Here is a 19585-nt window from a genome sequence, read left to right on the forward strand (position 1 = left end):
TGCCGGGCGCCGCGCAGTACGCGGGAGACGGTCATCACCCCGTCGTTGTCAGCACGGGCGGAGGCGGTTGGTGTCCGACCCGGGCGGCCCTCACCAGCCGCCGGGCCACCTCGGTGGACGGGTTGGTCATCACGGTCACCGGTGGTCCCTGTTCGACGATCCGGCCGGCGTCGATCACCAGCACGTCGTCGGCCACGGCCGAGACCAGCCCGAGGTCATGGCTGATCCAGACCAGCGCGGTGCCCTGCTCCTTGAGCTCGAGCAGCAGCTCGACGACGAGCCCGGTGCCGCGCTCGTCCAGCGCGGTGGTGATCTCGTCGCAGATCAGCACGTCGGGCTCGGCCAGCAGCGCGCGAGCCAGGGCGGCGCGTTGCAGTTCGCCGCCGGACAACTGGCTCGGCGGCCGATCGGCGATCGCCGCGGACACACCGAGGCGCGCCAGGGTCGCGATCGCCGCGCCCTTCGCTTCTTGCGGCTGCAGTCCTCTGAGCCGCCGGGCCGTCCGCGCGACCTGCTCGACGACGGGACGCCGTTCGTCGAACGATCCACGGACCTCTTGCCAGACGTACTGGACGCGACGGGTCTGCTCGCGGGAGCGTTTGCGCAATACGGGGAGGGTGCGGTCGTCGAGGGTGATCTCCCCGGAGTACCGCTCATGGAGGCCGGCCAGGCACCGAGCGAGGGTCGTCTTCCCGCTCCCCGAGCGCCCGACCACGCCGACACAGGAGCCCGGCGGCACGCCGAGATCGACCTCGCGCAGGATCGGCTCCCGGCCCCGCACGCGCGCCGAGAGTGTCGTTGCCTGAAGCAAGGGGGTTTCGTGACCGGTGAGCCGCCGACCCAGCGGGAGGTCGGGCGCTGTCGGGAGGACCTCGTGGCCGCCCGTGGCGATGACTTGTCCGGCGTCCAGCACCACGACGTGGTGGGCCAGCGCCCGGACCAGATCGAGATCGTGGCTGAGCAGCAGGATCCCGAGCCCTTCGCCCGCCAGCTCGTGCAGCTCACCGACCAGTTGCAGCCGGGTGATCGAGTCGAGGCCCGTACTGGGCTCGTCCAGAACCAGGACTCGCGGTCGGCAGGTCAGCGCCTGGGCCAACGCGATCCGCTGCCGCTGTCCACCCGAGAACTGGTGGGGGAACCGCCGCAGGGTCTTCCGGTCGCCCGGCACCTGTGCCGCGCGTAGCGCCTCGGCGACGACGCTCTCCCCGGGGTGATGCACCTTCTCCAGCTCGCGGAACCCGGCTCCGATCCGCCGCGCCGGATTCAAGGCGCTGCCCGGATGCTGCGGCATGTACGCGACGACCCGTCCCTTGACCTGATCGGCCGCCCTGGTGACGCCGTTGCCGTCGACAACCACCTTCCCGGCGACCTCCACCAGCCCGGAGAGCGAGACCCGATCCCCGTGCTCCCCGAGCAGCGCCAGAGCGGACGTCGTCTTGCCCGAGCCGGAAGCGCCGACCAGCGCGGTGACCTGCCCGGACCAGACGTCGAAGTCCACCTGGTCGACGAGAATCGAGGAACCGGCGGTGGCACCAAGACCCCGCACCCGAACGAGCGGCTGATCAGCAGCCGGCCTCATCGCGTCACCTCCGCTACCCGGCGGCTCCGATGGACCAGGCGGTCCGCCAGCAGGTTGAACCCCAGGGTGAACGCGACCAGCAGCAGCGCGGGAGCAAGCACCGCCCACGGCTGGAGCAGCAGTCCCTCCCGGTTGCGCGAAACACTGACGGCCCAGTCGGCAGCGGTCGGGCTCAGCCCGAGACCAAGGAAATTGACCGACGCGACCAGGAACACCGCCAGCGTGATCCGGGTCCCGATGTCGGCCGCGACCGGCCCGAGCACCGCTCGACCGACGTACCCGAGATGGATGCCGACCCAGCTCTCGCGTTGCATGCGCAGCGCCTCGACCACCGGACCACTGGCCGCGTCGAGCGCGGCAGCACGCACGAGCCGCGCGACCGTCGGAACGTTGACGGCGGCAACCGCGAGCGTGATGGCGAGCGCCGACGCCCGCCAGCCGACGGCGACCACGCTGATCACCAGCAGCGACGGCAGCGGGAGCAACACGTCCAGCGGACGGATCAGCAGCTCGTCGAGCCAGCGATGACGGGTCGACGCCGCGACCAGTCCGATCAAACCGCCGACCAGGTAGGCGATCGCGACCGCGCCGAGTGCCATGCCGAGCGCCGTCCGTCCACCGGCGAGCAGCAACTCCAGGACGTCACGGCCCAGGCCGTCTGTGCCCAACGGATGCCCCGGACCCCGTTCGTACGGCAGCCCCGGCTCTGCGTCGATCGGCACGAACGGCCCGAACACCGCCACCAGCACCGGGACCAGGACCAGGACGAGCGACACGGCGATCGGCGTACGGGCTCTCATCGCAGCAGCTCCGTCCGCGGGACGAGCCGGTTGCAGACCAGGTCGGCGCCGAGGTTGATCACCAGCGCCGCGACCGCGAGCACCAGCGTCAATCCCTGCACGACGGGCAGATCACGCGTCTCCACCCCGTCCACCAACGCGGTCGCGAACCCCGGGATCGCGAAGATCGCCTCCACGACCAGCACGCCACCGAGCAATGTGTCGCCGGTCCGCGCCAGCTCCTGTACGCCGGGAACCGCGGCGTTCGGCAGCACGTGCCGCAACAGCACGCGCCGCCGCGGCACCCCGAGCCGCCGCGCCTGTACGACGTAGTCGGCGTGCAGCGCGTTGATCGTCCCAGCTCGTACCTGGCGCGACAGCAAACACACCGCCCGCCCGAGCAGTACGCCGACCGGCAGCACCAGCAGCACCGGGTTCGCCAGCAGATCGCCGCCGACCCAGGTGGCCGGCAACCACCCGAGCTTCAGCGAGAACACCGCCACCAGGACGACCGCGATCACGAAGTCCGGGATCGCGCTGAGCGCCAGCGTGATCGAGGTGATCGTCCGGTCCAGCCGCCCGTTCTCCCGCGTCCCCATCAAGATGCCCAGGGCAACGGCCAGCGGTACGACGACGGCGAGCGTGGCCAGCGTGAGCACCAGCGTCGCTCCGACCGAGGCCTTCACGATGTCCAGCACCGGGCCACCGCTGATCAGCGACGTCCCGAGATCACCGTTGAGCACGTTCCCGGCCCAGGTGACGAACCGCTCGATCGCCGGCTGGTCCAGCCCGAGCTGCGCCCGCAGCGACGCGACCTGCTCCGGCGTCAGCGTCTCGGTGAACCGCATGTCCGCCGCATCACCCGGCAGCAGTGAGGTCAGCACGAACACCAGCACCGACAGGACGGCGAGCTGGAGCACCGCGAGAGCAGCCCGTTGGGCCGCGTAGGCCCGCATTCAGGCCAGCCACACCTTGTCGAACCGGCCCGAGTCCACCGTGTTCGGCGGCACTGCCTGCACACCCTGCACCTTCGACGACACCGCGACCAGGAAGTCCGGGTGCCCCCAGGCGAGGATGCCGCCCTCGTCGCGCAGCGTCTTCTGCAGTTCGCCGTACTTCGCCGCTCGCGCGGTCTCGTCGGTCAGCACCTGGGCCGCCGCGAACGACGCGTCGAAGGCCGGCCGGCGCCAGTGCGTCACGTTGAACGGCGACTTCGACAGCAGCCGGTCGGTGACGTACTGCGGGATCGGCATCGCGCCCGACCGGTGGCTCCCGATCAGGCCTTTGGTCAACAGGTCCTTCTGGTACGTCTGCGAGCTGCCGGTGGTCACCTTCAGCTTCACCCCGGCCTCACCGGCCTGCTCGGCCAGCAGCGTCGCCGCCTCGACGAAACCGGCCGACGCGTCGGCGGTGAAGATCTCGATCTCCTTGTTCAGCAGACCGGCCTTCTTCAGCAGCGCCTTCGCCTCGTCCAGGTTGCGTTCGCGCTGCGGCAGATCGGCGGGGTAGTACTGGTAGCCCTTGCCGAACAGGTCGTTGCCGACCACGCCCCGCCCGGCCAGTACGACGTCCACCAGGCGCTGCCGGTCGACCAGCAGCTTGAAGGCCATCCGGACATCGGGGTTGTCGAACGGCGCCTGGTCGGTTTTCATCACGAACGCCTGCATCGTGCTGCCCTTGGCGGCCACGATCTTCACCGTCCGGCCGGCCTCCGCGGTGCGCGCGAAGGTCGCGGTCATGTCGTTCGCGTACTCCGCCTGGCCGCCCTGCAGCGCGTTGGCCCGCGCTTCGGCGTCGGCGGACAGCACGTGCAGCTCGTCGATCCGGGCGGCGCCGTCCCAGTAGTCGGCGTACCGCTTGGCCACCATCGAACGCCCGGCCTCGAAGGAGACGAAGGTGAACGCCCCGGTGCCGATCGGCTTGGTCGGATCCTTGAAACCGTCCGGCACGATCTGCGTGCCGATCCCGGCCAGCAGCGCGGGGAACTCGGCGTTCGGCGCGGTCAGCGTCAGCTCGACCGTGCGCTTGTCGACGGCGCGGCACCGCTTCAGGTCCAGCGACGCCAGCGACGACTGTGCGACCCGCTCAGGCGCCGCGGGATCCGCCATCCGGGCCAGGCTGTAGAGCACGTCGTCCGTGGTCAGCTGCTTGCCGTTGTGCCAGGTGACGTCCCGGAGCGTGAACCGCCAGGTCGCCGCCTGCGCGTCCGGCTCCCACTTCTCGGCCAGCCGCGGCACCGGCTTGAGGTCCGGCCCGAGCTCGACCAGCTTCTCGTAGATCGCCTTGTGCCGCGCGATGTCCACGAACAGGCTCTGCACGTGCGGGTCGAGCACCTCCTTGGCGCCACCGCCCGCGAACACCGCCCGCAGCCGCCCACCCTGCTGCGGCTGGGCCGCCGCCTGCTCACCACCACCGCCGCACCCGGCGACCGCGGCAAGTCCCAGTCCCCCGGCCAGCCCCAGGAATCCACGTCTGTTCAGCGCTTCGGACATCAGTTTTCCCTCACGGTGCGATGGTCCCGGCGAGCTCCCCCCGCCGGCGTCGATCCTGCCGTTAATGAAAATCGTTGTCAAATTCAGCGCGCATCTGAACAGCACTCATTCTTTCCGCCCAGCCGCCCCCTTGCGGCCCGTGACGGCGTGTCACAGTGCGGCGATGATCAAATACTGGGAGTCACTGCCACTGGCGCAGCACCCGCCGGATCAGGTCGACCTCACCCCACATCCAGCTGACCGCCGGATCGATGAACACCGGTGTGCCATCAGCAGTCGCGATCACATTGGCGTGCCAGAGGTCTCCATGGGTCAGCACCGCCGGTGCGACCGGGACGAGCTCCGGAAGCCGGTCACACAGCTTCTCAGCCCGACGAGATCCGCGACGTCCAGCGCCTCTTGCACCCGGGGCTCCTTCAGATAGCGCAGGTCATCGGTCCAGATGTCGTCAGGCATCCGGTCACCGTACGGCGCGCGCAGCTCGACAGGGCCACAGAACAGAGAAACTCCCCCGTTCGCTGCCACGGCGACAGCGAACAGGGGAGCGTTTCGGTGCGGGACCGAAGAGCGAGAAGAAAGGGTCAGGCGGCGGCCGGCTGGCGCAGGTGGGCCAGGGCGCCGCTCCACTCGACGACCTGGTCGAGCATCGCGCCGACCTCGGCGACGTGGTACTCGGCCGGGGCGAACTCGCTGTAGTTCTTGAAGTCGGTGGCCAGCGACAGCGCCACCTGGGCGCGGACGTCGGCAACCTTCAGCTCGCCCATCACCAGGCGCAGGTGCTCGACCGCGCGGGCGCCGCCGACGGAGCCGTAGCTGACGAAGCCGGCGGCCTTGTTGTTCCACTCGGCGAACAGGAAGTCGATCGCGTTCTTCAGCGCGCCCGAGGTGGAGTGGTTGTACTCCGGGGTGACGAACACGAAGCCGTCGAACGACGCGATCTTCTCCGCCCAGGCCAGCGTGTGCGGCTGGGTGTACTGCCCCATCGACGGCGGAATCGCCTCGTCCAGGTGCGGCAGCTTGTACTCCGCGATGTCGACCAGTTCGTAGTCGGCGTCACCGCGCTGCTTGGCGATGTCGAGCACCCAGCGGGCGACGGCCTCGCCGTTGCGGCCCGGGCGGGTGCTGCCGAGGATGATCGCGATCTTGGGCATGTTTGGTCCTTCGAAGAGAGAGGGTTGGTGATGCATCACCAAAAATAGCATCTTTGGATGACACGTCAACCCAACGGGAGGAAGGGTCCGCCGTATTCCCAGCGCGCCCACCGATGCCGTCGCCGCGCGCGGATCGGCTCCGGACGCAGCGGAAACGCCGACCGGTCAGGCGTCGACGTCGGCGCGGCTCGGGTCGCGCTGCGGCAGAGCCTGCAGCACCCGGTCGAGCAAGTCGGCCAGCAGATCCTGCTCCTCGCGGGACAGGTGGTCGAACAGGTAGCTCCGGACGGCGTCGACATGGTCCGGCGCCGCGGCCTCGATCGCCGCGCGCCCGGCCGGGGTGATCCGGACCATCGAGCCGCGGGCGTCGGACGGGCACTCCTCCCGGACCACCAGTCCGCGCTTCTCCATCCGGCTGACCTGGTGGGACAGCCGGCTGCGCTCCCAGCCGACGGACCGGCCGAGTTCGCGGGTCCGCAGGATGCCGTCCTCGGACGTCGACAGCGGGTGCAGCAGGGCGTAGTCGGCCGCGGACAGACCGCCGTTCGCCGTCATCCGGGCCTCGAGCGCCGCCATCAGTTCCCGGTGCGAGTCACGGTAGGTCTGCCACAGCCGCGCCTCGCGCGCGTCCAGCCACCGCACCTCTGCCATCCAGTCAGCATACGAGGCTGTTGACGGATCACCGATCGTCGAACGCCGATCACGGCGTCCGGGACAGCGCGACGGCCAGGCCGACCGTGCCGGCCATCACCAGCAGCTCGACAGCGGCGAGCCGGTAGAACAGCGCGGGCCGGTCCGCGAGCGCGGGCAACGTGGCGCGGCGGTGCCACCACCCGATCGCGACCAGTACGGCGAACGCGACGGCCTTCGCGAACACCAGCGCGCCGTACCCGGTCGTCACCCACTGCGTGAGGAGTCCCCAGCCGTCCTCGCGGCCGCCGAGGTGGATCTCGGCGGTGAGCAGGCCGGTCGCGCCGATCGTCACGGCGCAGACCAGCGCGAGGCGGCTGAAGGTGTCGATCGCGGCATGGTCGCGGGTGTATCGGACCAAGGCACCGAGCCCGCCGATCCAGGCCACCGCGGCGAAGACGTGGACGACCAGCGACCCGGTCGCCAGCACCGACCAGGCGTTGGTCCGCTCGATCGCCCCGTGCCCGGTGAGCAACGGGCCGACCAGCGCCGCGGCGGTCAGTACCAACGCGACTCGTGCGGTCGCAACGGTGCGGCAGCCGCTGAGCACCACAGCCAGTACGGCGGTCAGCGCGACCGCGACGGCCAAGGCACGGACCTGGTCGAGCGAGCCGGCCAACTCCGCGTGCGACGACAAGTGCGCGAGCGGAACGCCGAGGATGACCGACGCGGTGGCGATCAAACCGCCGATGCTCGCGACCGCCCAGACCCCAGCCGCCACGGCCGCGTCCTGAGCCGCTCGAAGCCCTTGTTTTCCGAGCTTTCCACCGTCGTCCGCCTTCAGCAGCAGTACGGCGGCCAGCACCGCGCCACCACAGGCGACCGCGGCCGCGTCGGCGATCAGCCGCAGTACGGGCACCGCCCAGGACACGGGCATGCTCGCGCCGGCCAGTCCGCCCGGCAGCGGTTTCGGCGCACCACCGGCGGCGAGCAGCGCCACCACCAGCACAACGATGCCCGAGGCAACTATCCCGAGCATCAGCCGGCCCGTGAGACCCGCCGACGCAGCCGATTCGACGGAGTCGCCCTCGCGCGGCGGCGCGTTGTTCATGCGGCCGGGCGGCGGCGGACGATGACGATCGCCAGCGCGACCACGACCAGCATCACCAGGGACATCGCGATGATCGTGACCACGTTGGAGTTGCCACCGTCGGTGGTCGCCGTGGGGGTGACCGGCTGGTTCGGGTCGTGACCGGCGTGGGTGACGGTGAACGAGCCGGTGACGGTGATCGGGTGGCCGTCGGCCGACACGATCCTGGCGTCGACCTGGTATCGGCCGGTCTCGACCATCGCGCCGACCGGCTGCGTGACGGTGTTGTCGACCACCTGGATCGCGCCGGAGGCGACGTTCACGCCGCTCGGCGACTTCACCTGCAACTCGGCGCCCGTGCTGCCGACCGGCTCGTTGAAGGTGAGCACCACCTGCGTCGGCGGGACGGCCATCGTCGTGCCGTCGCCCGGCGTCATCGAGTCGAGCTTGGCGTGCGCCGCCGCCGTCCCGGTGGATCCCACCAGGACGAGCAGCGACGCGGCCAGGACCGCGAATGCTCTGCGCACGGCTACTTGCCCTCGGATGCCGAGCCCGCGGACGATCCTGCGCCGGAGGGTCCCCCACTTCCCTGTCCACCTGCCGACGGGCGGCGAAGCGCCAGTCCCAGGGCGATCAGCCCCAGCAGCAGACCGGCTCCGCCGAGCGATCGGGCCAGCACGTCCGAGCCGGCCTCGTCGTCGTCGCCCGTCGTCGCGGCGACCGGAGTGATCGTGGCGGCCAGCTTCAGCGACGGCGCCGGGTGCTCGGGCTTGTCGGAGTCGTTCGCGGCGACCTCCGCCCACTTCACCACCTCGCCGTCGCTGTAGGTCTGCTCCGCCGGGAAGCTCAGCGAGTCGACGCCCTCCGGCAACCGCCCCACCGAGAGCGCGAACTCGTCGAAGTCGTTGGCCGGAATGCCCGGGCCGACCGCCGTCCAGGTGACGGTGGTGATCGCCTTGGTCAGCGTGACGTCGCCGACCTTGACCGGCGACGGCAGGTTCTCGGTCGTCTTGACCGCCTTCCACCCGTCCTTCACCTGCGCCCCGACCGAGGCGAACGGGTGGTCCTTCGGCAACGAGACCACCAGCTTCGTCGTACTGGCGGTGTCGGACTCGGTGGGGACCCGGAAGACCAGCTTCGCGTAGCCGCCGGGTTTGGCGTCCGGGGACGAAACAGTGACGTGGGCGGAGGCGGAGTTCGCCGCTCCGACCAGCACCAGCGCGGACGCCGCGGAGATCGCGGCGGCGCGCAGGGCGATTCTTGGCACCATGGTGAGCCTTTCGCGGACACACGGGACCCGGTCCCGCGGGAGCGCGACCGGTTCAGGACAGAACGGACAGATCCCGTACGCCGGGAGGCCCGCGCCGCGAAACGTTCGAGGTCGACCGCCGCTGCCTTGGGCGGGGCGCAGCCCTAGTCACGCCCAGCGCGCGGCCGGCGACCGGGAGCGCGACGACCGGCGCGGGCAGCGCGGGAACCAGGCGCGCGACGATTCGCCGTACCCGGAGCAGCCACTGGTGGGTCCGGTCGATCAGCCCGACGCCGACGAGCAGGACGACCAAGTGGGCCGTCGCCATCGTCAGCGAACCGGCGATCCCGCCGTGAGCCATCGTCGCCGTCTCGTGGCCGGCCATGGCGTGGCCGGAGGTCATCGGGGCGGGCGGGTGCGCGGCGTCCAGAGCGAAGTGTGCGAAGAGTTGGATGGCGGCCAGTACGACGACGGCCCAGTCGCGCCGGCCCGCCAAGTGCGGGCCTAGCAGCCAGCAGGCCGCGGCGAGCGCGAGCAACTGAGGCAGGACCGCGGTCGCGACGGCTCCCCCGGCGAGCGCATGGCCGAGTACCGCGACCCCGACGCTCAGCGCCAGGACCCCGGACGTGGCCGTGCTCTCGGCGTGCAACCGGATCACCTTCGTCGCTCGGGCGGTGGGCCGCCCAGGTACCCCGGGCGAACCCTTCCAACCATGGTTCCACAGGCGCGGCGCCGGGGCGCCGGCTGATCCTCGCGGTGGCGCGTCCCGAGCGGTGGGTGACCATCGGGAATGATGGGGGTCATGAGCAACGATGCGGGCGTGGCCGTGCTGGAGGTCGGCGGCAGCCATGTGACGGCGGCGGTCGTGGTGCCGGGCAGCTGGCAGGTGGAGGCGCTGCGCCGGACGCCGCTGGACTCGCGCACCTCGGCCGAGGAGATCGTCGCGCAGCTCGGGCGGGCCGCTTCGCAGCTGCCCCTGGATCACGGGCTGGCGCTCGCGTTGCCTGGCCCGTTCGACTACGAGACCGGGATCGCTTGGTACCGCGGGGTCGAGAAGTTCGATTCCTTGTACGGGCACGATCTCGGCAAGAGCCTGCGGGACCTGCTCGATCTCGACCGGGTCGTGTTCGTCAACGACGCCGAGGCGTTCGCGGTCGGCGAGTGGACCGCCGGGACGTTGCGAGGCCTCGACCGTTGCGCCGGCGTCACCATCGGCACCGGCATCGGCACCGCCTTCCTGCTGAACGGCCGCGTCGTCCGCACCGGCGACACCGTCCCACCCGGCGGCGAGCTCTACCGCACCACCTATCGCGGCAAGCCCCTCGAGGACTGGATCTCCGCCCGAGCGATCCTCGCCGCGTACGGCGAAGCGCCGGGCGTCAAGGAGGTCGCCGACGCCGCTCGCGCGGGCGACACCCGCGCGCACCAGGTCTTGCTCGATGCGTTCACGGTGCTCGCCGAAGCCCTCACCCCCTGGCTCGACCGCTTCGGCGCCACCCGCGTCGTACTCGGCGGGTCGATCTCGGGTGCCTTCGACCTGGTCCAGCAACTGTTCGACTTCGACGTCACCGTCACGCAGGACACCGAGCACGCCGCGATCATCGGCGCGGCGGCCCGGGCGATCGACTGATCCGGTACCAATGACAGGTTGTCCACGGCGACGGATACCGTGCTCGGATGACCAAGAGCGGACAGAAGATCGCGGCACCTCGCCTGCGAACCGAGTTGGAGCCCGCGACTCCGACAGTGGACGAGATCGACGACGAGGACCGCCTGCTCGACCTCGCTCTGGACGACGTCGACCTCCGCGACCTCGAAGCCGAGCACCTGGAACTGAGCGGCTGCCGCCTGACCCGCTGCGATCTCGGCGGGTCCGAGCTGGAGAAACCGATTCTGGTCGACCTCGTGCTCGACCACTGCGACCTCGCCAACGCCCGCTGGTCCGACGCCTCGGCCACCCGCGTCCAGATCACCTCGTCCCGCCTGACCGGTTTCGCCGGCCCCGGCCTCAGTCTCCAGCACACGACCGTGCGCGACAGCGTGCTCGACTTCAGCTCGTTCCGGTTCGCCAAGTTCGTCAAGGCGGAGTTCACCGACTGCCGGCTGCAAAGCGCGGACTTCGTCTCCGCCGACCTGTCCGGCACCGTCTTCCGCCACTGCGACCTGACCGGCGCCGAGCTCTCCCAGGTGAAGGCGAAAGGCGCGGTGTTCGTCGACTGCACCTGGGACGGCACCCGCGGCGTCGCCAGCCTCGGCGGCGCCACGATCGCCAACTCGTCCCCGATCGACGCCCTCGCCGTCACGCTCGCGATGGCCGCCGCGCTCGGCATCACGCTCGGCGACCCCGACGACTTCGCGTGAAACGGGGAGCCGGACAACACCCGGCTCCCCGCGAACTCACCCGTTGTAAGGCTCGACGAGCAACTTCAGACTGCCGGTCGTGTTGGCCGTCACCGTGACCGTGCGCGACTCCCCCGGCAGCAGCCAGAAGTAGTTGTCGCTGTAGAGCGCCGGCAGCACCCGCTCGCCGTCCCGATCCCGCAGCGAGAGCCGGATCAGCGGCGCGACCGACGGACCGTCGTTCCGGATCGTCGCGGTCAGTTTCCCCTTGCCTGTGGTCGTTTTCACGCCGAGACGAGCCCGCGCCAGCGAGTTCAGCTTCTGTACGTCGGCCGCCTGCCGGTACCGCCAATACGTGTTCTCCGACAGCACCTTGCCCTGAGCATCGACCAGCTTCAGCCGCAGCAGGTGCAGCGCCGGCAGCTCGTCGCCAAAGGCAACCACGAACCCGTCCACCTTGCCCGAGGCACCGACCGTCACGGTCTGCCGCTGCGTCGCTCCGAGCCTCGCGCCCTGCAGGTCGTACAGGTCGGCCGTCATCGTCACCCCGGTCAGCGCCGAGGTGGTGTGGTTGATCGCGGCAACCTGCCAGTCCGGCAGGCTCGCCTGGACGTGGATCGCCTCGCACCCCTTGCGCGCGCCGTAGTAGCTGCCGTTGACGTCGAGGTCGTAGTCGTAGGTCTGCCACACCGTGCTGTGCCAGGCCGGATGCGACATCCACAGCAGCAACGCCGACGCGTCCTCCCACAGATGCGCGTTCCAGGCCTCGAACATCGCCCGCATGTTCTCGTAGTTCACCAGCTGCGCCTTGCGGGTGAACTCCGCCAGCCCGCTGGACGATCCGAGCCGCGCGTCGATCGCGTCGAGGTACGTCGCCGGCTTCTGGTTGCCGTGCTCGGACCAGTCGTGGTGGTACCACGGCGTACCGATCGGCCAGCCCGGGTCGTCGTCGCCGACCAGGTTGCGCATCGACTCGACCACCGGGATCGTCGGCATTCCGATCTCGGTGTGGAACCCGAAGTTGAAGGTGTCGTAGGTGTTGGCGTCGAAGTACTTGGCCGGATCGACCCAGTAGTACGGCCCGTGCCCGGAGACGAAGCCGGCCGCCGAGTCGGGCAGGTAGAGGATCTCGTCGTCCTCCTCGCGGACGGCGGCGCTGAGGCCCGCCTCGATACCGGGCGGCGGGTGCTGCTCGTTGGCGCCACACCAGATCACGATGCTCGGGTGGGTCCGGTACCGCACGATCGTGTCGCGCGCGATCTCGACGTACCCGGGCAGGTCGTCGGAGAACTCGCCGGCTTCCCAGAAGTCGTTCCAGACCAGGATCCCGTTCTCGTCGCAGGCCTGGTAGAACTCCTCGCGGGTGCTCGAGCCGATCCAGTTGCGGATCATCGTGAAGTTCATGTCACGGTGCATGCCGACCAGCTCGCGCATCCGCTCCGGCGTCACCCGGCGCAGCAGTTCGTCGTACCCCCAGTTGCCGCCGCGGCAGAAGACCTGGACGCCGTTGACGCTGATCTTCAACGGGACCGGCGCGTTGCTGACCTGCTGCACGTCGGTCCAGTTGTCGCCGTCGTCGGAGACCTGCACGACGAACACCACCGCGTACGCCGTCTCCCAGAGCAGCTCGATCCGGTCGAACGTCTTCGCCGTCCCGAAGTCGAGCTGGATCCACTGGTCGTCGGTGTACTGCGAGGCCCACCGCGTGCGGGCATCACCGTCGATCGCCCGCGACGCCGGATTGCCGTCGTCGGACGACGCGGTCGCGGTCGCCGTCCGGGCCAGGTCGATGTCCGGGCTCGCGGAGTCCTTGACCGCCAGCGTCCACAGCGAGTAGCCCCAGCCGGTCGCGCGCCGGCGACCCTGGATCCGGACGAACCGCTTGGTCTGCCGGGCGATGTCCACGGTCTGCGGCGCTGAGTTCGTGGCCGGATCGATGGTGATCGGCAGGTCGTAGCTGTAGCCGAACTCGCGGATCCCGAAGGTCGTGCTGCGGGTGTCGCTGGTGCGGCCGCCGATCGCGACGGTCGTGGTCAACGTGTGCAGCGCCGGGTCGCCGTACCCGTTCGGCCACCAGAGCTCGGGATTGGTCACCGTGACCGCGTCGAAGGCGACGTTCGCGCTCTCGCCGGCCGTGAGCGTCACGGTCTTGGTCAGCGTGGTGCCATCGAAGGAAGCCTTGACGTTGACGGTCCGGTCGGCGCTCGCCGCATTGCGCACCGGGACGGTGACCGCGACGGTCGCCTTCGTCCGGTCGGGGACCTTCGTCACCACCCGCGCGTCACCCAGTACGGCGTCGCCGGTGGAGCGCAGCCGGACGTGGTTCCAGATCCCGGCGGCCCGATCGCGGACCGCGGGCATCCAGTCCCAGCCGGACGCCGAGAGCAGCGTCGGCGAGTCCTGCCAGAGCTTGCCGGACTGCACGAACGCCTGGCCCGCGTCTCCCTTGTCACCCGGCTGACCCGGGTGCGGCATCGGGGTGATCCGAACGGCCAGCGCGTTTTTCGCCTTCAGCGCGGCGGTGACCTCGAACGCCGCCCGGGCGAACGGCGACTTCATCGTGCCGACCTGGACGCCGTTGAGCCACGCGTCGGCCTGGTGGTTGACGCCGTCGAACTCCAGCCAGATCCGCCGGCCCGCGCTGACGTCGAGGCTTCTCGGCAGATCGAAGGCGCGGCGGTACCACCACTGGTGCCGGCTGAGCGCCTCCGGGATCTCGAGGTTGTTCATGCCCTCGACCGGGTCGGGGAAGTGCCCCTGCTCGACCAGCGTCGCCAGCACCGTGCCCGGTACGACGGCCGGCAGCCAGCCGGCGGTGTCCTGGCCGACCCGGCTCAGCGTCGCGCCGTCCTGCGTGGCGGCGAATTCGTCCATCGTGAGCGACCAGCCGGACTCGAGCGGCACGGTGCCGTCGGGGTCTGCCTGCAGTGCCGGCGGGGTGCCGTGGTGGGTGCCCCAGGAGGTCCATCCGGTCGCCGGCGGTCGGCTGGTGGTCGCCGTGCCGTACACCTGGAACCCGTTGAGGCCGAGCGGGTTGGCGTTGGCCTGCTTGGTGCCGGTCATCCGCACGTACCGGGCGTTCACCGGCGTCGTCAGGGCGATGTCGACCTGGCCGCCCGGGCTGTTCGTCGCCTGGTGCACCGTGCGCCACGTCGTACCGTCGGTGGAGGTGTCGACGCGGAAGTCCAGGGCCGAGCTGGAGAGGATCTCGTGGCCCTGCGTCTGGCCGTACGGGTTGCCGCCGGACAGGTCGAAGGCGGGGTCACCAGCCTTGCCTTCGAAGGTCAGCGTGACTGCTTCGACCCGGCAGGGCGCCTGGAGGTCGACGACGATCCACTGCGGATCGGCGGTGGCAGCTCGCCAGCCGGAGCCCTTCACCCCGGTCTGCGCCAGGCCGTCCACGGCGAACTGGCCGGGCGTCGCGGCGTACGCGGTCGAGGACACCCGCACCGGCCGATTGAGTGCCAGGTCGGTCGTACTCGCGGCGCCGGCCGCGGCGGCTTGCTCCGGCAGGACCGATCCGACCGAGATGCTGGCGAGCACCCCACCGGTTCCGGCCATGAACGTCCTTCTCGACAGCGTCATCTCTGCTCCCAGGGCGGCGGGTTACTTCAGACGCTTAAGTATGTTCACAGCACGGCAGGTGTCCAGACCTATGGCCGGATATTTTACGATTTTTTCTAGAGCGTGAGCGGGATCGGCCGTCCCCAGGTGTCCTCGGCATCGTCGGCGGTCGCGCGGAGCTCGAGGTCGGCACACTCGTCAGCCGGTACGGCGACCGTGAACTCGCCGCGCTCGGCGTCGGTGGTGGTCTTCGCCAGCTCTGACCAGTCACCCCCACATCGCTTCTCCACCGTCACGCCGACCCCGCCGTATGGGACGAGGCCCTTCGCGTCCGGCGAGTAGCGCAGTACGACGTACGTCGCCTCGACTCCGCCGTCGTCCTGCGGCTTGGTCGCGATCGACTGGATATCGGTGCCGAGCCGGATGTCCATCTCCAACGGCTTCGACTCCACGCCCTTCGGCCCCCGCCAGGTCCGCGGCCCGAGCGGATCCCCGTCGTACACGTGGACCTTGGCGAGATTCGACCCGGTGAACTGCACCCCGTCGAGATGCTGACTCCCCTGCCAGCTCTCCCACATCCCCGCCTCGGGACACGTCGACCGAGCCATCAGGAACGCCGCCGGCGTGAACACATGCCCCTTCACCAGCCCCGACGCTTCCTTGGTCACCATCAACGGCGGCTCCTCGCCGTCCCCGCGCCCGGCCTCCGGCGAAGCCCCTTCCACCAGCAACTCACACCGCGCGCTGCTCTCCGCCTGATCCTCAGCCGCATTCCCATGCCCAGCCGCCACCCCAGCCATGGCAAACGCCAGCACGAACAACCCCGCCGCCACGCGCTGCCTCACACCACTCACCTCCACGCGCCCACCCAACCGCGTCCTACCCTGGCACACCCCACCCCCAGACCTTCTACAGAAACCCCGTTTCGCCACCTGGCTCTTTCCGCCGACGACCACGGCGTGCCACGCTGCGGCTGTGACTGTTGGTGACGTCCTGGGGTGGGACGTCACCGGCGACAAGGGGGATCCACCATGAACGTCCAGACTCCCGGGCTCAATGGCTCCGGCCCGGCGACAACCGCGGGCCGCCGTACGCCGACCGCAGGTCGCCGCGGGCTGACCCCGATCGCGGGCCGCCGAGATCTTCGCACCACGCCACCTGGGCCCAGTGCCCGAATCAGCCTGCGAGCGTTGCTCGAAGCCGGCGGCGCCGCGGCCACCGTGCTGTACGTGATCCTGTCGATCTACTACGACAGGTTCTACTCCCGCCTCGGCATCGAACCAGGCGACGTCGGCCTCGACCGTACGGCGGTCATCTCGCGCGCGGTCGGCGGCGTGATCGCGCTGGCCGCGACGCTGATCGTGGTCGGCGTCGCGTACTCGCAGCTGATGCTCGTCTACAGCTTCTTCATGCAGCGCCTCGGGCAGCACATCCTCCGCCGTACCAGGCCGAACGCCGAAGCCGACATCGAGCTCATCCGCCAACGCAGCCCGCTGCTCGGCGCCCTCGTCGCCTCCACGTTGATCGAGCGCCCTTCCCTGAGCGTCGGCCGCAAACGATCCGCGCTGCTCGCCGGCATCTTCGCAGTACCGTTCCTGGGCCTCATCTTGTTCACCACCTGGTCCAACGTGAACAACGCCGCCTCAGCCGCGGCCTCCGGCCAGGTCGTTCGCCCCTTCACCTTCCTCGGCCTGCGCGTCCTCGACATCGAGTCCCGCCCCTGCACCGCCACCTGGCTCGGCGCGCCCACAACCCAACCCGCCGCCCTCCGCTCCCCCGACCTCCGATGCCTGGGCTCAGCCAACGGCACCACGATCTTCCGCGCCGGCTCCACCACCATCACGGTCCCCGCCGGCCAGGTCGTCATCAACCTGCAGTCCTGACCCTCTTCCGCCGTCACCCAACGACGTGAGAGCGTCAGCCGGTGCGTCGTGTCGTGGTCATCGGTGTCGCCGGCTCCGGCAAGTCCACCGTGGCTCGCGCCCTGAGCGAACGCCTCGATGCCCCGCACATCGAACTCGACGCGATCTTCTGGCAACCGAACTGGACCAAGCTCGACGAAGACGAGTTCGCCGCCCGCGTCGCCGCCGCCACCGCCACCGGCCCTTGGATTGCCGACGGCAACTACTCCCAGCGGATCCGCCAGATCACCTGGCCGGCCGCCGACACGATCGTCTGGCTCGACCTTCCCCGGCCCGTCATCATGTGGCAGCTACTCCGCCGAACCATCCACCGCACGAGAACCGGCACCGAACTCTGGAACGGCAACCACGAGCGCGCTCTCAAGGATCAGCTCAGCCGAGACCCCGCCAAGTCGATCCTGCTCTGGTCCTGGCGCACCTACACGCCGACCAAGCGCGAGTACGCCGAAGCGATGAACGACCCGCGGTACGCCCAGGTGACGTTCGTCAGGCTGAAGTCCCGCCGCCAGATCCGGAAGGTCCTGGAGTCGATCGGCAACCAGCCGTAGAAACGACGAAGGCGACCCGATCCGCTCTCCGCGGGTCCGAGTCGCCTGCCCCAGACGCCCCTCGTACTCCGCGCGGAGTACGGCGAAGTGTCTGCCGTGGCCAGACGCGTCAACCCCCGCCGGCTTGACAGCGTGATCGTCATGACTTCTCAACTACGGGCGCCCGACCAGTCCGGCGCCGATACCAGACCGAAGAGGTCACGGACCAAGACCGTGGTGCCGTGGCTCATGCTGGCTGTGTGGATCGGGCTGGTGGTGGGCGGCCTCTCACTCGCCGGCAAACTCGACTCGGTGACCCGCGACGGCCAGGCCGACTACCTGCCGGCCAGCGCCCAGTCGACCAAGGTTCTCCTGGCCGAGGCCGAGCTGCCCGGCGGCGAGAGCGGCCTGCTCGTGGTCGTGTACGAACGACCGGGCGGCCTCCAACCGGGCGATCGGGAGGCCGTCGTACGCGGCCACACCGAGCTGGCGAAGCGATTCGGCAACGACACCGCCGCACCGCCCGAGATCATCGACTCCGCGGACGGCAAAGCCCTGATGTACGCGCTGCCGCTCGACCACAAGGCGAGCAACGAGGAGGCCCGCGCCACCGCGGATGCGCGTGACCTTCTCGCCGACCGGCCGGACGGCCTGAACGCCTATGTCACCGGCCCGACCGCGCTGGGGGCCGACATGGACGAGGTCTTCGATGCCGTCGACGCTACGTTGATGCTCGCTACTGCCGTGGTGGTGGCAGTCCTGCTGATCCTGACGTACCGCAGTCCGCTGCTGTGGCTGGTGCCGCTCACGGCGGTCGGGGTCGCGGCGATCATGTCGATGGGTGTTGTCTACGCACTCACCCAGATCTTCGACATCACCGTGACGAGCATGAGCTCGGCGCTGCTGATCGTCCTGGTCTTCGGCGCGGGCACCGACTACGCGTTGCTTCTCGTGTCTCGCTACCGCGAGGAGCTGCACCACCACGAGCGGCCGATCGACGCGATGCTGGCGGCGCTGCGTGGGGCCGGCCCGGCAATCCTCGCTTCGGCGGCGACGGTGGTAGCCGGCCTGTTGTGCCTGTTGGCCGCGGATCTCAACAGCATCAGCGGCCTCGGCCCGGTGGGTGCCGCGGGCATCGGGTCCGCGCTGCTCGTCATGCTGACGCTTTTCCCGGCCTTGCTGGTGGTGCTCGGGCGCCGGGTCTTCTGGCCGTTCGTGCCGCGAGTCGGGGTTGAGGCCCACGCATCTGGTTCTCGGTGGGCTCGGCTCGGCGAGCTGGTTGCCCGCCGCCGCGTCGTCAGCTGGGTGGTGCCGCTGGTGATCCTGGGCGGTCTCGCGCTGGGCACAGTGGGTGCCAGCGGCTCGCTTCCGCAGCTGGACCAGTTCGCCCGTTCGACACCGGAGTCGGTGACCGGGGCGAAGCTGATCGAGGCGCGCTATCCCGACCAGAGCGGTCAGCCGCTCACCGTGATGAGTCGGCCGGACCAGAGCCGTGAGGTCCTGGCCGCCGTCGAAAGCACGCCGGGGGTTGCCGAAGCCGAGATCGGCCGGACCAGTGACAAGTGGGTGGAGATCTCCGTGATCCCGGCCGACTCGCCGGACAGCGCCGGTGAGACGGCAACGATCAAGCGGCTGCGGGATCGCGTTCACCAGGTCGCCGGCGAGGCTGTGCTGGTCGGTGGGCCGAGCGCCGAAAGGCTCGACGAGGCCGAGACCAACAAGAGCGACCGCAATCTGGTGATGCCGCTGATCCTGCTGGTGGTGCTGGCCATCCTCGGGCTGCTGCTGCGGGCGATCGTGGCTCCGCTGGTCCTGGTCGCCACCGTCGTGGTGTCGTTCTTCGGAGCCCTCGGACTGTGCAACCTGTTGTTCGAGCACGTGCTCGGTTTCGCCGGGTTGGAGTCGTCGGTGCCGCTGATCGGGTTCCTCTTCCTGGTCGCACTCGGGGTCGACTACAACATCTTCTTGATGACCCGGGTCCGTGAGGAAGCCGCCCGGCACGGCACGGTCGAGGGCACGAAGCGCGGCCTCGCGGTGACCGGTGGCGTGATCACCTCGGCCGGTGTCGTGCTCGCGGCGACGTTCGCGGTGCTCGCGACGCTGCCGCTCGTCATGCTCGTCGAGATTGGGATACTGGTTGCCGTCGGCGTGCTCATCGACACCTTGCTGGTGCGGTCCGTCGTGGTTCCCGCACTGACGATGTCGCTGGATTCGCGGATCTGGTGGCCCAGCAAGCTCTGGCGCACGAGATAGGACTGTGTC

19 protein-coding genes are annotated in these 19585 nt (G+C 69.9%); 5 read left to right on the forward strand and 14 right to left on the reverse strand.

Translation table 11 applies throughout. The features are described 5' to 3' along the window. Positions 1-34: 34 nt before the first annotated feature. The 12 genes from ACQPXM_RS33515 to ACQPXM_RS33570 all read right to left on the reverse strand — a co-directional run bounded on the left by ACQPXM_RS33515 (position 35) and on the right by ACQPXM_RS33570 (position 9619). Positions 35-1579 carry an ABC transporter ATP-binding protein gene (locus ACQPXM_RS33515; protein ID WP_432941388.1) on the reverse strand — a complete coding sequence of 515 codons (1545 nt, stop codon included), beginning with the start codon at positions 1577-1579 and terminating at the stop codon, positions 35-37. Beyond that, positions 1576-2379 (reverse strand): ABC transporter permease, encoded by an 804-nt coding sequence (locus ACQPXM_RS33520; protein ID WP_432941390.1) that lies wholly within the window; start codon positions 2377-2379, stop codon positions 1576-1578. The genes ACQPXM_RS33515 and ACQPXM_RS33520 overlap by 4 nt, the downstream gene beginning before the upstream one ends. Further along, positions 2376-3314 (reverse strand): ABC transporter permease, encoded by a 939-nt coding sequence (locus tag ACQPXM_RS33525; RefSeq protein WP_432941393.1) that lies wholly within the window; start codon positions 3312-3314, stop codon positions 2376-2378. The genes ACQPXM_RS33520 and ACQPXM_RS33525 overlap by 4 nt, the downstream gene beginning before the upstream one ends. Beyond that, complete coding sequence (locus ACQPXM_RS33530) at positions 3315-4850, reverse strand: ABC transporter substrate-binding protein (protein ID WP_432941395.1); 1536 nt, start codon at positions 4848-4850, stop codon at positions 3315-3317. A gap of 181 nt (positions 4851-5031) precedes the next feature. After that, entirely contained in the window at positions 5032-5169 is a 138-nt protein-coding gene (locus ACQPXM_RS33535) for a fructosamine kinase family protein (RefSeq protein WP_432941398.1), read from the reverse strand. Continuing rightward, positions 5163-5306 (reverse strand): hypothetical protein, encoded by a 144-nt coding sequence (locus ACQPXM_RS33540; RefSeq protein WP_432941400.1) that lies wholly within the window; start codon positions 5304-5306, stop codon positions 5163-5165. Before ACQPXM_RS33540 ends, ACQPXM_RS33535 begins: the two co-directional genes overlap by 7 nt. A 125-nt stretch (positions 5307-5431) precedes the next feature. Beyond that, positions 5432-6001 carry an NADPH-dependent FMN reductase gene (locus tag ACQPXM_RS33545; RefSeq protein ID WP_432941403.1) on the reverse strand — a complete coding sequence of 190 codons (570 nt, stop codon included), beginning with the start codon at positions 5999-6001 and terminating at the stop codon, positions 5432-5434. A 165-nt stretch (positions 6002-6166) separates the two neighbouring features. Continuing rightward, positions 6167-6652 (reverse strand): MarR family winged helix-turn-helix transcriptional regulator, encoded by a 486-nt coding sequence (locus tag ACQPXM_RS33550; RefSeq protein ID WP_432941406.1) that lies wholly within the window; start codon positions 6650-6652, stop codon positions 6167-6169. A 49-nt stretch (positions 6653-6701) separates the two neighbouring features. Further along, positions 6702-7742: a copper resistance D family protein gene (locus tag ACQPXM_RS33555; protein WP_432941408.1), complete on the reverse strand. Its 1041-nt coding sequence runs from the start codon at positions 7740-7742 to the stop codon at positions 6702-6704. Next, complete coding sequence (locus tag ACQPXM_RS33560; protein WP_432941411.1) at positions 7739-8248, reverse strand: copper resistance CopC family protein; 510 nt, start codon at positions 8246-8248, stop codon at positions 7739-7741. Before ACQPXM_RS33560 ends, ACQPXM_RS33555 begins: the two co-directional genes overlap by 4 nt. 2 nt (positions 8249-8250) lie before the next feature. Beyond that, positions 8251-8991 carry a YcnI family copper-binding membrane protein gene (locus tag ACQPXM_RS33565; RefSeq protein ID WP_432941413.1) on the reverse strand — a complete coding sequence of 247 codons (741 nt, stop codon included), beginning with the start codon at positions 8989-8991 and terminating at the stop codon, positions 8251-8253. A gap of 52 nt (positions 8992-9043) precedes the next feature. Beyond that, on the reverse strand, positions 9044-9619 hold the full coding sequence (locus ACQPXM_RS33570; protein WP_432941416.1) for a hypothetical protein: 576 nt from the start codon (positions 9617-9619) through the stop codon (positions 9044-9046). Positions 9620-9772: 153 nt separating this feature from the next. On the opposite strand from ACQPXM_RS33570, the gene ACQPXM_RS33575 reads away from it, so the two are divergent. Then, positions 9773-10600 carry an ROK family protein gene (locus tag ACQPXM_RS33575; RefSeq protein ID WP_432941418.1) on the forward strand — a complete coding sequence of 276 codons (828 nt, stop codon included), beginning with the start codon at positions 9773-9775 and terminating at the stop codon, positions 10598-10600. A gap of 47 nt (positions 10601-10647) precedes the next feature. Then, positions 10648-11331 (forward strand): pentapeptide repeat-containing protein, encoded by a 684-nt coding sequence (locus tag ACQPXM_RS33580; RefSeq protein WP_432941421.1) that lies wholly within the window; start codon positions 10648-10650, stop codon positions 11329-11331. A gap of 36 nt (positions 11332-11367) precedes the next feature. Here ACQPXM_RS33580 and ACQPXM_RS33585 read toward each other — a convergent pair whose 3' ends face one another. Together ACQPXM_RS33585 and ACQPXM_RS33590 are read right to left on the reverse strand one after the other, a co-directional pair. Next, a complete protein-coding gene (locus ACQPXM_RS33585; protein ID WP_432941423.1) occupies positions 11368-14895 on the reverse strand; it encodes a discoidin domain-containing protein in 3528 nt (1175 codons plus the stop codon). A 95-nt stretch (positions 14896-14990) separates the two neighbouring features. Further along, positions 14991-15719, reverse strand: coding sequence for a hypothetical protein (locus ACQPXM_RS33590; RefSeq protein WP_432941426.1), 729 nt, complete (start codon positions 15717-15719; stop codon positions 14991-14993). A gap of 186 nt (positions 15720-15905) precedes the next feature. On the opposite strand from ACQPXM_RS33590, the gene ACQPXM_RS33595 reads away from it, so the two are divergent. The 3 genes from ACQPXM_RS33595 to ACQPXM_RS33605 all read left to right on the forward strand — a co-directional run bounded on the left by ACQPXM_RS33595 (position 15906) and on the right by ACQPXM_RS33605 (position 19576). After that, entirely contained in the window at positions 15906-16757 is an 852-nt protein-coding gene (locus tag ACQPXM_RS33595; protein ID WP_432941429.1) for a hypothetical protein, read from the forward strand. A 41-nt stretch (positions 16758-16798) separates the two neighbouring features. Then, positions 16799-17344, forward strand: coding sequence for a hypothetical protein (locus ACQPXM_RS33600; protein WP_432941432.1), 546 nt, complete (start codon positions 16799-16801; stop codon positions 17342-17344). A 141-nt stretch (positions 17345-17485) separates the two neighbouring features. Then, the gene (locus ACQPXM_RS33605; RefSeq protein WP_432941435.1) at positions 17486-19576 is read left to right on the forward strand and encodes an MMPL family transporter; all 2091 of its coding nucleotides are present in this window, start codon (positions 17486-17488) and stop codon (positions 19574-19576) included. The last annotated feature ends 9 nt before the right edge of the window (positions 19577-19585 follow it).

The sequence above is a fragment of the Kribbella sp. CA-253562 genome, assembly GCF_050942265.1.
GTDB lineage: Bacteria > Actinomycetota > Actinomycetes > Propionibacteriales > Kribbellaceae > Kribbella.